The sequence below is a fragment of the Streptomyces canus genome (genome assembly GCF_030816965.1).
Taxonomy (GTDB): domain Bacteria; phylum Actinomycetota; class Actinomycetes; order Streptomycetales; family Streptomycetaceae; genus Streptomyces; species Streptomyces canus_E.
This window is the reverse complement of record NZ_JAUSYQ010000002.1, coordinates 936403-949786: the sequence shown is the minus strand read 5'-3', so window position 1 is coordinate 949786 and position 13384 is coordinate 936403. Positions and strand designations below refer to the sequence as shown.

Here is a 13384-nt window from a genome sequence, read left to right as displayed (position 1 = left end):
GTCACACCCCTCCGCGCAGCCGGGCGCTCGGGTCGAGCGCGTCACGCACCCCGTCGCCGAGGACGTTGAGCGCGCCCGTGGTCAGGGCGATCAGCAGACCGGGCGCGATCGTCACGGCGGGCCGGGTGTAGAGCAGCCCCAGACCGTCCTCGATGATCGTGCCCCAGCTGGCGTCCGGTGGCTGGACGCCGACGGACAGGAAGGACAGCGCCGACTCGGTGAGCATGGCGAGCGCGGTCATCAGCGGGACGAACACGATCGCCGTCGGCACCACGTTCGGCAGCACCTCCCGGCGCAGGATGCGCGGAGTGGGCGCGCCGGAGCCGACGGCCGCCTGGATGTACTCCTTGTTGCGCAGCACCAGCACCTGACCGCGCAACGGCCGTGCGATGTACGGCACATAGATCGCCGCGGTGATCGTGACGGGCAGCCAGAGGCTCCCCGCGTCGACGGTGACAGGGCCCAGCCTGAGACCGTTGGTGAGCAGCACCACCGACAGACAGATGGCCAGGAGATAGACCGGGAACGCCCAGACGACGTCCAGGACCCGTGAGATGACGGCGTCCACCACCCCGCCCGCGTACCCGGCGACGACCCCCACGGCCGTACCGACGACGCAGGTGAGCAGCGCCGCTGTGAACCCGATGAACAGGCTCGTACGGCCGCCGTACAGCAGACGGGCCAGCACGTCCCGGCCCTGGTTGTCGGCGCCGAGGAAGTAGTGGGCGGGGTCCCACGTCGGGCCGATCGGAGTGACGCCGAGGCCGAGGCCGGTGCTGCTCGGGGTGAGCACCGGCACGGTCTTTCCGTCCACGACCGTGGTGCCGGAGACATGGGACTGGAAGGGGTCGGTGTGGGCGATGTGGTCCGCGTAGAGCGGGGCGCACAGGCTCGCCAGCACGACGAGGAGCAGGACCGCGGCGGCGGCCAGCGCCGTCCTGTTGCGCAGCAGGTCGCCGGCGGCGGTCCGCCAGGGGCCCGGCGAGCGCCGGGCCCCGGCCGACGGGGGCAGGGTCACTTCACCCACAACTGCCCGACCAGCATGTAGAACTGCTTGCTGAACTGGTAATTGCCGACCCGCGTCGACGTGAAGTCGATCATCTTCGGGTTGATCAGCGGTACCAGCGGCGACTGGGCCATGACGGCCTGGTCCACGGCGCCCCACTGCTGGTCGGCGCTCGCCTTGTCGGTCTGCGAGGTCTTCATCGCCGCCTGCATCTTCGCGTCGACGCCCTTGTCGCAGAACCCGGAGATGTTGATGCTGGAGTCGCTGCCGGGGTGGTAACTCGCGCAGGAGAGCAGCACGTTGAGGAAGTCGGAGGCCGCGGGATAGTCCTGGTACCAGGACGTCAGGGCGAGTTGCACCTTGTTCTTGGTGTTCTGGATGTAGGTGAACTGGATGTTGCCCGACAGCGGCTTGAGCGTCGCCTTGTAGCCGAGCTGGGTGAGCAGGCTCTGCAGGTACTGCCCGATCGATTTGTTGACGTCGTCGTCCTGCGTGACGATGCTGACCTCCTGCCCCGCCGTACCGGACCGCTTCACCAGCTCCTTGGCCTTGGCGAGGTCCGCGGCCTTCCAGGTCGTACCGCCGCCCTTGGTGTAGTCGCACGATGCGACGTGCCCGGGGAAGCCGGGCGGCAGGACCGTGCATGCGGGAGAGGCAAGGTTGGTGCCACCGTACAGCCGCACCACGGCGGACCGGTCCACGGCCCAGTTGATCGCCTGTCGCGCCGACTTGTTGTTGAAGGGAGCCATGTTGACGTTGAGCGTCGCGTACCAGAACGCCGTCAGGGGGTTCACATGCGCCTGCGAGGCGTACTTGGTGCCGATCTCGTTGAGGCGGTCGGCGGGCGGCGCGTCGAACATCCAGTCCGCCTGGCCGTTCTCGACGGCGGTGACCTCGGACTCCACGGTCTGGCCGAAGGCGTAGTCGACGACGTCCGGATAGCCCTGCGGCTCCGCCTGACGCGACCACTCCTTGAAGTGCGGGTTGCGGACCAGCTTGAGCGCCCGGTTGGGGTCGTACGACGCCGCCATGTACGGCCCGGTCGACGGCAGCGGCTTGGTCCCGGCGTCCTTCGTCGGCGAGTCCTTGGGTACGACGACGGCGTGCGGGACGGCCAGCTTGTACGCGAACTCCGGATCCGGGGCCGTCAGGTTGATGATGACCGTGCCGGCCTTGGCGTCACCGATCACGCCCTTGGACAGGGCGCAGGAGGCCGACGTCTTCAGGCAGGCGTCGGCGCCGACGATGCCGTTGTAGAAGGTGCCCGCGGTGGGGCTGGAGACCTTGAAGATGCGCTGGAAGGACGCCACCACGTCGTCGGTGGTCAGGGGCTTGCCGTTGGAGAAGGTGACGCCCTTGCGGAGCGTGAAGGTGTAGGTCTTGCCGCCGTTGGTCACCTTCGGCATGGCCGTGGCCAGGTCGGGGACGACGGTGAAGGACTCCTGCCCGTTGACCTTTTTGAAAGCGAGCAGCCCGTCGTACATCGACTGGAACAACTGCCAGTACTGGAGTGTGTAGTTGACCTGCGGGTCGAAGCTGCCCGCGGCCGCGTGGGCGACGAGCTTCAGGGTGCCGCCCTTGTGCTGGGCCTGGAAGGCGGAGGAGCCCGAGGAGGAGGCGCCCGGCTCGGAGGAGGAGCCCGAGTCGGAGGAGGACGAACAGGCGGCTGCGGTGAGCGTGAGGGCGACGGTGGCGGCGGCAAGCGCGCCCCGTCTGGCATTGCGGGACATGGCTGGGAACTCCCGGGGTCAGTCGGTGGAGTCGAGGAACTCGCCGACGACCCGGAGGTAGAGCTGCTCCTCCTCGACGTGCGGCATGTGGCTCGAATGCTCGAACATGTGCCAGCGCGCATCGGGGATGTGGTCGGCGAAGGGGCGGACGGTCTCGGGGGTCGCCTCGTCGAAGCGCCCGGACACCAGCAGGGTCGGCACCTCGATCAGATGCAGCCGGTCGATGACCGACCAGTCCTTGAGGGTGCCGACGACATGGAACTCATTGGGGCCGTTCATCGTGTGGTACACGGTCGGATCTGCCGCGATGGTGTCCCAAGTCGCCTGCACCTCGGGTGGGTTGGGTGTCAGGCGGCACACATGGCGTGCGTTGAAGACCTGTTCGGCCGCGCGGTAGTCGGGATGGTCCGTGGTGCCGGCCGCCTCGTGGGCGTGCAGGGTGTGCTGGACCTCCTCGGGGAGTTCGGCGCGCAGTTCGGCGGCCGCCTCGAGCCACAGCTGCATGGACGCGGGGGAGTTGGCGACGACCAGTCCGCGCAGCCCGCCCGGGCGGCGTACCGCGTGCTCGGCGGCGAGCATGCCGCCCCAGGACTGGCCGAGGATGTGGTAGCCGTCGGCAATGCCCAACTTCTCGAGCAGGTTGTCGAGTTCGTCGAGGAAGAGCTGGACGGTCCAGAAATCGGCGCCTTTGTCGGGCAGATGGGTGGAGAATCCGGTGCCGAGCTGGTCGTAGTGGATCACGGGGCGGCCCTGCTCGGAGATGCCCGCGATGCTGAGCGTGTAGTGGTGGCCGGCGCCGGGTCCGCCGTGCAGGACCACCAGGGGTGTCCTGCCCGGTTCGCCCGTGATCCGGTACCAGGTGGAATGGCCGTTGAAGTCCACGGTTCCGGTGTGGTTCGGTTCAGGGATCGCCACGGGGAAGCCTCCCAGACCGGTCGGAACCAGCCGACCGCTGTCTGAAAATCGGTGGGATGTGACGGATGCATGCGATAGTGAGGGGGTAAAAGGTCAGTCCACAAGACCTTTTAGCGGGGTGAGGGGAAGACGTAACAGCGGGTTCACGTGGCCCGTGCGCGTTTACAGAAACGGCGACTCACAGGAGGACAACTGACATCCGCACCTGAAGCCGGTGACGAGTTCTCGCGCGTTCTCGACCGTGTCCTGCTCGGCGACAGCCCGTCGTCCTCGCTGCGTCCGGTCCGGGTGAACTCGGCGGTCGACGAGGTCGCCGACCGGCTGCTCACCGCGATCGCCGTCGGGGACTTCCTGCCCGGCGAGCGGCTGCCCGCCGAACGCGAGCTCACCGCACTGCTGCACGTCAGCCGCCCCACCGTGCGCGAGGCGGTCGCACGGCTCCTGGCGTTGGGCGTCATCGAGATCCGCCGGGGCCGGAACGGCGGAGCGTTCGTCCGGGACAGCTGGACCGAGTCCTCCGGCGCCGCGGTCCGCCGGACGTTGCTGCCCCGCTGGGAGGAGTTCGAGCAACTCTTCGATCTGCGCGGGCTGGTGGAGGGCATGGTGGCCGCGACGGCCGCCCGGCGCCGACGCCCCGAGGACCTGGAGCCGATGCGCGAGGCGCTGGAGGCGCACCTCTTGGCGAGCACGCCCCGTGAGGAGCAGGCCGCCGACAGCGCGTTCCACCGGGCGATCTGCGCGGCCACCCACAATCCGCAGATCGCCCAGCTCAGCCGGGACCTGCTGACCCGGATCAGTCTGGGCTTCCCGATCGAGCCCTGGGGTAAAGGCGAGCGCTCCCACCACGAACAGGCCGGTCACGGGCACAGGGCGCTCTACGAGGCCGTCGCGGCGGGCGAGCCGGAGCGCGCAGAGGGGACAGCCCGGGAGCACTTCATGATCAGCGCCGAGATGATCCGGAATGTCCTGGCCCGGGTACGGGCGGCCGAGGCTCCCTGACCGTGCTACACCTCCCGGTGATCGATCCCCAGCAGACTCGCCGCGGCCCCGAAATCGGCGCCGTGGTGCCCCACCGCCAGCGACCAGTGATGCCCCACCCCCGTGGCGCTCCACGCGTCGACCCACTCACCGGGATCCCGGCCGAAGTCGACCCTGCTGGTGGTGTTGCCGATCTCCAGCAGCGGACCGGGCACGACCATGCCCTCGGACGTGATGAACGACAGGCTGCCGTCGGCGTCCTGGCCGAGACCGAGCAGCGTGACCGGCCCCTGACGTACGTCGAACTCCACGCTGACACCCCAGCCGCGCTTGCCGTGATAGACACCGAGGCCGCGCAGCAGCGGGTCGCGGGCGCTGAGCGCGAGGTGGGCCGGCCCGTCGTGGCCCATCTCCACCACGCCGTCCTCGAAGTTCAGCGCCTGGATCTCGGTGAAGGAACCCCCCGCGCCGACACTCTGCGAGGCCAACTGGGCGAGACTGGTGCGCAGTTCGAACTCTCCGGCCGCGGGCACACCGCGGGCGGTGAGCAGGGAGGCGCCCAGGATCATCCCGGCGCCGAGCCGCTCGTGCAGCTCGCCGTCGAGGCCCCGGTGGTAGTACGCGAGGGTGTCCAGGCCGAAGTCCTCCACCAGCCGGTCGAGAGCCACCGACACGGTCGCGCCCCACGCGAAGTCCTCGTCGACCACGCTGTCGTCGACGGTGAAGATCCGCCGGGCGAGCTCCACCCGCTCCCGGGTCTCCGCCTCGGTCACCTTCTCCACCCGGTGCCGCAGATCGTCGAACTCCAGTACCTCGACGTGCGAGCCGAACGTCGCCGACAGCAGCGTCGGATCGGTCTGCACATCGAGCATCCCGGGATACACGTGCCCCATCAGTCCGTGCCGGGCGTGCCGGAGCGCGGCCCGGACGTGCGCGGCCCGCACCCACCGCTCGACGCGCCGCCACGCCGACTCCTGCCGCAGCCAGCCGGACACCGAACGGAAGGGGACACCGGCCCGGCGGAAGACGTTGCCGACCTCGGGCACGGAGCACTGCGAGCAGTACGCCAGCCAGTCGCCGGTGTCGAAGGAGGCGTGGTCCATCCGCTCGGACGGCTGGAGGTCGACCACCAGTACCGGCGTGTGGGTGCGCTGCGCGATCGGCAGCACCATCGACGAGGTCAGATAGGTCGTCAGGAACAGCACGATCAGATCGCAGTCGGCCCGCCGGAGTTGCTCGGCGGCGGCCGCGCCCTCCTGAGCGTCGGAGACGAACCCGGCGTCCGTCACCTCCGCGTCCAACTGGCCCAGCCGTCCGGCGACATACGCGGCCGACTCCTTCAACTGCGGCAGCAGGCCCGGGAACTGCGGCCAGTAGGTGCCGAGCCCGCCGGAGACCAGCCCGATCCTTGGTCGGCGGCGCGTCACGGGTGGGAGCAACTTGCCCAGCACGGTCTCCCGTTCACCGGCACGCGTCGTGGTGGATTCGGTCGTCGTCGCCATGGTCGGCGCTCCTTCGGGGGTCGGTTCAGGTCTGCGCGACCTTGAGGTCCGCCGGAGCGGTGGCGGCCGGGGACGCGCGAGGAACGAGGACACGCACGATGTAGACGCCCGCGACCGCCGACAGCGCCATGCAGCCGGTGATCACCCAGAGCAACAGGCTCGGGCTCTTGTCGAGCAGGGCGGGCGTGACGAACGCGACGCCTGCGAAGACACCGCGCGAGACGGCGTAGGTGATGCCCTGCGTGGTGCCCCGGGTGTCCGCGGGCAGCGTCAGCTGAGACCACACCTTGTAGTTCGCCTCGCCCGCGAAGGGATAACACAGCTGGTAGAGGAGGTAGAAGACGAGGAAGCCCACGATGGAGCCCACAGTCAGCGAGGCGATGGCGAAGGCCGCGATCTGCAGGACCGTGGTGACGTAGAACATCCGGTCGCGCCGAGGACCGTCGGCGATCCGGACGAAGGCGAACGTCAGCAGCAGGCCGATCGGGAGACAGGCCAGGTTGATGCCGGTCGCCATGCTCTGCGAGGCACCGCTGACGGTGACCAGCAGATACGTCGTGAACTGGCCCATGGTGTTGGCACCCAGACCCCAGGTGACGTAGAAGGCGAAGGTCGCGAGCATGGGCACCAGAGCGGCCCGGGTCCAGACGTTCCGGAGCGCGACGCCCTGCGCCGCGGCCGGCTTCTCGGCCGCGACCTCGTCCTGCGCCGGATCGGCACCGGTGGCCAGTTCCAGCCGGGAGCGCAGATGCCAGGTGACCAGCGCGGCGACCGCCAGATGGCCGGTGATGAGCCGGGCCCCGATCATGCCGGTGTCCGACAGGGCGAAGCCGACGAAGACTACGACGATGATGCCCAGCATCCACATGACCTGCGTGAACGCGATGAGCCGCCCTCGGGCGTGGTCGGGGGACGCGTCCGAGACCACGGCCAGGGACGTCGGCAGGTCGGCACCGGCCGCGAGACCGGCGAGGAGGACACCCACCAGAAGGGTGATGTCGTCGGGCGCGAGGGTGATGATGATCGCCCCGAGGGCGTAGCAGAGGATGTCGAGGTTGTAGAGGCGGCGTCGGCCGAAGACGTCGGCGAGCCGTCCGCCGACCAGGGAGCCGACAGCGATGCAGATGGTGACGATCGCGCTGATCGCACCGGCCATCCAGACACCCATGTCGTAGGCGTCGCGGTAGATGGCCAGGTTGACGCCGATGCTGACGATGAGTGCGGCGTCGAGGTAGGACGCCATGCCGGAGAGGGTCGCGACCTTCCACAGGCGCTTCTCGATGGGCGGTTCCGGCTGGTTCGGGGCAGGCGAGGTTCGGGCCATGATGCGGCTCCGTCTGGGGAGAGGGGTTCCGAGCGGAGGGGGACGTCGCTGTTCTCGGCCGATGTCCAGCGACTATAAGAGGGTAAAAACGTTCCAACAAGACGTCATGCGGCCATCCGTGGCAACGACCTGACGGCGCCGCAGCTCTGGTGGGTGCCGCGAGGGTGTCCTACGGTGAGGCAGATGTAAAACGTTTTTGATCCGTGAGAGTGTCCGGGCCGTAGTCGGAAGGACCTATCCGTGATCTCTCCAGCCCTGCAACAGCTGTTCGACAACCCGCCCCGGGACTTCGGCCCCACCCCGCTCTGGTGGTGGTCGGGCGCGAAGGTCACCCGTGACCGCCTGGCCTGGCAGCTGCGCCGGTTCGCGGACGGCGGCGTCCACAACCTCGTGGTGATCAACCTGGCCCCGGCCGGCCCGACCTTCGGCGCCCGCACCGACGACCCGGTGTGGTTCGGCGAGGAGTGGTGGGCCCGCTTCACGGACGCCTGTGAGATCGCCGGGGACCTGGGCATGCGCCTGTGGTTCTACGACCAGATCGGCTTCTCCGGCGCCAACGTGCAGGGAGGTATCACCCGAGAGCACCCCGAGGCGGCGGGCCACGCACTGCGGTCACGCCTGGCCGTCGTCTCCGATGGCACCGTCGCGCTGAAGGGCAGGGAGACACTGCTGGGGGCGTACGACAGCGGGGGCGCGCGGCTGCCTGTCACGGGCACGGCGTCCGGGCGGTCCGCCCGGGACGGCCAGGGACCGGCACGGCTCGAGGTCGCCGACGGCACGGAGGTGCGCCTGGTCCTCGCCGTCCCCACCGCCTTCGACTACCTGAAGCCGGCGTCTGTCGATCTTCTGTTCGACGCCATTCATCGCGAGTACGACCGGCGCGTGCCCGAGTACCTGGGCAACGTCATCGCCGGCAGCTTCCAGGACGAACTGCCCGCCACCAACTCCTGGACCAGCCGCTTCCCCGAGGAGTTCCGGGCCCGACGCGGCTACGACCTCCTCGACCACCTCCCCGCCCTCTTCACCGGCGACGACACCACCCGGGCCCGGAAGATCCGCGCCGACTACTACGCCGTCCGTGCCGAGCTCACCGAAGAGGCGCTGTTCCGCCCCCTCGCCGCCTGGCACGACGAGCGCGGCCTGCTCCTGGGCTGCGACCAGAGCCACCCCGCCCGCTCCGGCTTCCCGGCCCAGTCGACGCAGCTCTACACGGACTACTTCCGCACCCACCGCTGGTACAGCGCCGCCGGCAGCGACCACCACGGCGACGCCAAGGTCCACTCCTCGATGGCCCACCTCTACGGCCACGAGCGCGTCTGGATCGAGTCGTTCCACTCCTCCGGCTGGGGCGGCACCCTGGACGAGACCTACGACTGGCTGCTGCCGTTCCTGCGCAGCGGCGCCAACCTGTACAACCCGCACGCCAGTTACTTCGGCACCGCGGGCGGCTGGTTCGAGTGGGCGCCGCCGTCCACCGACTGGCGCCAGCCGTACTGGCGGCAGTACCCCGCCTTCTCCCGGGCCGTCGCCCGGATCTGCTCGATCCTGTCCTGGGGCACCTACAGCGCCGACGTGGCGGTCCTTTATCCGACCGCCACCATGCAGGCCCTCATCCCCCTCGACGCCCCCGTCCAGCACTTCGGCGACGGCCGCCTGGGCGGGACCCACGCCGACGTCGACGAGACCCAGCGCCACTACCTGGAGCTGTGCGGCAACAACAACTGGCTCCGGCCCGCCGTCGGCGCCCTCGACCGCCACCGCGTGTCCTTCGACGTCATCGACGACGCCTCCGTCCAGGGGGCCAAGGCCGGCGACGGGGCCCTGCGCATCAGGGACCTGGCGTACACCGCGGTCCTGCTGCCCTCGGCGAGCGTCCTGGAGCACGAGACGGCCCGCCGACTGGCCGAACTCCTCGACGCCGGCGGACGGGTCGTGGTCGTCGGCCGCCCGCCGACGCAGGCGGCCGGGCTCGCCGGTGACGACTCCGTCGTGGCCGCACTTCTGGATCACCCCCGCCTGGAGCGGGCGGCCGACGCCGAGGCCGGTGCGGCCGCGGTCGCCGAAGCCGCCGGATACGCGACGGGCGAGGTGCCGCTGCTCGTCAGGAGGAAGGGCGACGCGGCGGTCGCGCTGGTCACGGGTGCGTTCCCCGACGCCCGTACGCATCCGCCGAGGGGCCACCACGAGATCGACCCCGCGCGCTACGCCCGCACCTCCTCCGTCACCGTGCGGGCCACGGTCGCCGAGGCCGAGATCTGGAACCCGGCGACCGGCACCCGCTGCCCCGGACGCGTCACCCACGCCGACGGCGTCTCGACCATCGAGGTACCTCTGGAGGGCGCCCCCGCCGCCCTCGTCGTATGGCGCGAAGGCCCTCCGGCGGACGCTGTGCCCCCGTCGCCCACGGAGCCGTCGGAGACGACCGACCTGTCGACCGGCTGGGAGGGCCGCCTTGCTCCCACCATGGACAACACCTGGGGCGACATGGCCCTGCCCGCCGGAGCCTCCGTCGCCGAACCGCAGATCTGGACCATGCGATGGACCGAGACCGGCGACTCCTGGGAGCGGACACGGGCGACCTACGGCAACCGCGTCCGCGTCCTGCCACCCGTGCCCTCCGAGCAGGCCCCGGCTCCTCTTGACCGTGCCGCCGTCGGGCAAATCCTGACCGGACAGCAGGAGTTGGCCCCGGCGGACTGGGATGTCTCGCTGTACTCAACGAGTCGTGGCATCCCGGACCCTGACGGGCTGCTCGGCAACAAGGGGCTGGTTCCCGAGGAGTTCGTGCGGGTGGCGGCACCCGTGAGCGGGACCGTCGCCCGGGTCAGGGCCGTCGTCGAGACCGACCACCGGGGACCTGCAGATCTGCATGTCGGCGCGGCGGCGGTCAAACGCGTGTGGTGGAACGGCAGCCGGCTGGAGACAAGCGGCGGGTATCTGGCGTCCGCCCGGGTGGAGGTCGAACAGGCCCGCAATGTGCTCGAGTACGAGCTGTCCGACGCCCAGGACCGGCCGCAGACCATCTCGGGTGCCGCCGACACACCGCTGGGCAGCTACTTCTGTCTGTCCCGCCCGGACGGGTTCGCGCCGCGCCCGCTGCTCATGCGCCTGCCCGACGGCGTGCGACCGGACGGCAGCGTGACCTACCGCGGCCGGATCAGCGCCCCGGGGCAGGGTGCGGACGCGGTCCTCGTCGTGGGTGCCGCGGTGGGCGTGACCGTCCTGCTCGACGGAGCCGTCGTGGCACGGCAGGAGAAGGCGGAGTACTACGAGTCCGACTGGGGCGGAGTGCCGATGTTCTTCCGGCACGAACTGACGCTGAGTGGCGGCGATCACGTCCTCGACGTCGTGGCCGACAGCGTCGACGCGCGGGACGGTGTCCATGTCGACCTCGTGGCGCACACGACCGCCCTGGTCAGCGGCGCGGGTTGGGTGGCCGAAACGGGGGAGTGGAGCGGGCTGACCATCGAACATGCGGGCCGGTGGGGGGAGTTGCAGCACTGTGGCGCTGCGGTACGGCCGCACCCGCTGCCCGACGCCGAGTGGCTCGCCGGTGCTCCGGTGCTCGGGTCCGCCGTACTGCCGCTGCGGTCCACCGACGACCTCCGGGAGGCCGAGCAGCGCTTCCGGTTCGTCGTACCGGCGGGGACCGTGTCGCTCGACCTGCCACTGGCCCTTCCCGCACGAGTGAGGATCACCGACGGCCCTGAACTTCCCTTCGATGGGAAGGAACTGACGCTGGATCAACCCGTCGACATGGCCACAGAGTTCGAGGTCATCACCGCCCCGACGGCCGTTCTGCGCGGTGGCTCCGCCTGGCGGGGGCCGGTGCGGGTGCGCACGGTGCCGGCAGCCATGCCGCTGGGGGAGTGGGGTGAGCTGGGACTGGGCGGTTGGAGCGGAGGCATGACCTATGCGCGGACGCTGGAGGTGCCGGCCGGGCCGGACCCGGTGCTGGATCTGGGGAGGGTGCGCGGCAGCGTCGCGGTGTGCGTCGACGGTGAACTCGTCGGCGAGGCGTTCTGCGCGCCGTACCGCTTCGCACTGCGCGGGAGCGCCGGGCGCACCGTCCACCTCGAAGTGACCGTCCACAACACCCTGGCGCCGTATCTGGCCGAAGCGACGCCGACCGCCTGGGCCTTCCCCTCCCAGCTCCCCTCGGGCCTGCTGGGGCCGGTGACGCTAGAAAGGCGCGTCTGAGGAAGCCCGCGTGGAGTCCCGCAGCACCAGCCCCGGCGCGAACACCCGTGCCTCGTGGGCGTGCTCCGCGCGGGCCTCCACCTCGTCCAGGAGCATCTCCACGGCCGCCCGGCCGAGCTCCTCGACCGGCTGGCGGACCGTGGTCAGGGTCGTGCCCACGAAGCTGGCGATGTCCAGGTCGCCGTAACCGACCACCTGGACATCCTCCGGGACCTTCACGCCGCGCTCGCCCAGCGCCCGGCACAGCCCCGCCGCGAGGAAGTCGTTGGTGCAGAACACGCCATCGGGCAGCTCGTCGAGGCTGTGAGCTATTTCGCTGCCGTACGCCACCGTCATCTCCTCGGCGACGACCTGACCGAGACGGGCCTCGCGCCGGGTGCGCACGGCCTGCCGGGCGCCCTGGTAGCGGTCGGCGCACTGACGGATGGTGCGCTCGCCGTTCACGACGAGGACGTCGCGGGCCCCGCGGTCCAGGAGGTGCTGCACGGCGATGCGGCCGCCGGCGATGTCGTCGACGGAGACCGAACAGCCCTCCTGGGCGGGCATCGCACGGTCCGCCAGCACCAGCGGGATACCGCGCTCGCGCAGCCGCGACAGGCGGGTGGGGTCGGCGCTGAGCGGCACCACCACCGCGCCGACCGCCCGCTGTTCTGCGAGCATGGTGAAGTAGCCCTGCTCCCGCTCCGGCGCGTCCCCGCTGTCACACAGGACGAGGGAGTAGCCGTGTTCGTACGCGGCGTCCGCGGCGCCGCGCGCGATGCGCGAGTAGAAGGAGTTGGCCACGTCCGGCAGTACCAGGCCGATCGACGAGGAATGCCCGGTGCGCAGCCCGGCGGCTCCCGGGTGGGGGACGTAGTCGAGGGCGGCGACCGCGTCGCGGACCCGCTCGGCGGTGCGGGCGTTGACCCGCTCGGGCCGGTTCAGGACGTTCGACACCGTGGAGACCGAGACCCCGGCGGCGGCCGCGACGTCCTGGATACGGGCGGGGCGAACCGAAATGGCGTCCACCCCCTCGCTGTCGCGGCCGTACGACCAGGCAGGACCTGGTCCTCGGGCGCTGTTCCACATGGGCGGCGCAAGTCTACCCCGGCCGCGGATAAAACGTTTTCCGCGCCAGGGGTCGGCTGGGTCGGCATCGAAAAACCGGCGAACCTGCACACCGTTCACCACTTGGCCATGCAGAAACTGAACGGTAGTCATGGCCGCACCAGCACAGGGCTTTTTGGTGGTGGAGTGTCCGCCTTCGGAACGGCACAGCGATGGAGGGTCGGTCGCTGCGGCAGCAAATTCCGTGAAGGAACGGGCGGATTGGGTGACCATGTTGCGACGTCGGTGAAGCCGGGAACGGGAACGTCCTGTGGAGCGTGTCCGGCTGACTGGCCGTGTTCATGCCTGACGTGCTTCCATCCGGTGTCCCTCCTCCTCGAGGATTGCTCATGCGAAAGGAACCGCGCGCCATGAACGTCGCCCCTCACCTCGTAGCGGCCGAGCTCAACGATGCCGACCTGGACCACGTCTCCGGCGGTGCCGCCGCCGCGACCGCTGCCGGTCTGCACCTCCAGGCTCCGCACCTCGAGGTCTGCGCCGACGCCGACGCCTTCGTCTCCACCGAGGGTGTCGCGGCGAGCGTCAACGCCCACGTCGGCGTCAACTGACCGAACGCCTGCCACTGGGCCCCGGATCGGACGATCCGGGGCCCGTCGTGGTCTCCGGAGGGGCGCCCGGTTGG

9 protein-coding genes are annotated in these 13384 nt (G+C 70.2%); 3 read left to right on the top strand and 6 right to left on the bottom strand.

The window, feature by feature from the left end; all coding sequences use genetic code 11:
* Position 1: 1 nt before the first annotated feature.
* Genes QF027_RS05375 through QF027_RS05365 form a run of 3 tightly spaced genes read right to left on the bottom strand, consistent with a single transcriptional unit; the run spans position 2 to position 3651 of the window.
* A complete protein-coding gene (locus tag QF027_RS05375; RefSeq protein WP_307072988.1) occupies positions 2 to 1027 on the bottom strand; it encodes an ABC transporter permease in 1026 nt (341 codons plus the stop codon).
* The gene (locus QF027_RS05370; protein ID WP_307072987.1) at positions 1015 to 2736 is read right to left on the bottom strand and encodes an ABC transporter substrate-binding protein; all 1722 of its coding nucleotides are present in this window, start codon (positions 2734 to 2736) and stop codon (positions 1015 to 1017) included. Before QF027_RS05370 ends, QF027_RS05375 begins: the two co-directional genes overlap by 13 nt.
* Before the next feature lie 18 nt (positions 2737 to 2754).
* Entirely contained in the window at positions 2755 to 3651 is an 897-nt protein-coding gene (locus tag QF027_RS05365) for a proline iminopeptidase-family hydrolase (RefSeq protein ID WP_307072985.1), read from the bottom strand.
* A gap of 288 nt (positions 3652 to 3939) precedes the next feature.
* Between QF027_RS05365 and QF027_RS05360 the strand changes: the two genes are divergently transcribed.
* Entirely contained in the window at positions 3940 to 4650 is a 711-nt protein-coding gene (locus tag QF027_RS05360; protein WP_306985493.1) for a FadR/GntR family transcriptional regulator, read from the top strand.
* 5 nt (positions 4651 to 4655) lie between these two features.
* Here QF027_RS05360 and QF027_RS05355 read toward each other — a convergent pair whose 3' ends face one another.
* Both QF027_RS05355 and QF027_RS05350 read right to left on the bottom strand, forming a co-directional pair.
* Positions 4656 to 6131 carry an L-fucose/L-arabinose isomerase family protein gene (locus QF027_RS05355; protein ID WP_307072983.1) on the bottom strand — a complete coding sequence of 492 codons (1476 nt, stop codon included), beginning with the start codon at positions 6129 to 6131 and terminating at the stop codon, positions 4656 to 4658.
* Between the two features lie 25 nt (positions 6132 to 6156).
* Positions 6157 to 7455: an MFS transporter gene (locus QF027_RS05350; protein WP_307072981.1), complete on the bottom strand. Its 1299-nt coding sequence runs from the start codon at positions 7453 to 7455 to the stop codon at positions 6157 to 6159.
* Positions 7456 to 7695: 240 nt separating this feature from the next.
* Between QF027_RS05350 and QF027_RS05345 the strand changes: the two genes are divergently transcribed.
* Complete coding sequence (locus tag QF027_RS05345) at positions 7696 to 11655, top strand: glycosyl hydrolase (protein WP_306985498.1); 3960 nt, start codon at positions 7696 to 7698, stop codon at positions 11653 to 11655.
* Here the strand turns inward: QF027_RS05345 and QF027_RS05340 are convergent.
* Positions 11638 to 12663, bottom strand: a complete 1026-nt coding sequence (locus QF027_RS05340; protein WP_306986809.1) for a LacI family DNA-binding transcriptional regulator — start codon at positions 12661 to 12663, stop codon at positions 11638 to 11640. The genes QF027_RS05345 and QF027_RS05340 overlap by 18 nt on opposite strands.
* 449 nt (positions 12664 to 13112) lie before the next feature.
* On the opposite strand from QF027_RS05340, the gene QF027_RS05335 reads away from it, so the two are divergent.
* Positions 13113 to 13310: a hypothetical protein gene (locus QF027_RS05335; protein WP_307072979.1), complete on the top strand. Its 198-nt coding sequence runs from the start codon at positions 13113 to 13115 to the stop codon at positions 13308 to 13310.
* The last annotated feature ends 74 nt before the right edge of the window (positions 13311 to 13384 follow it).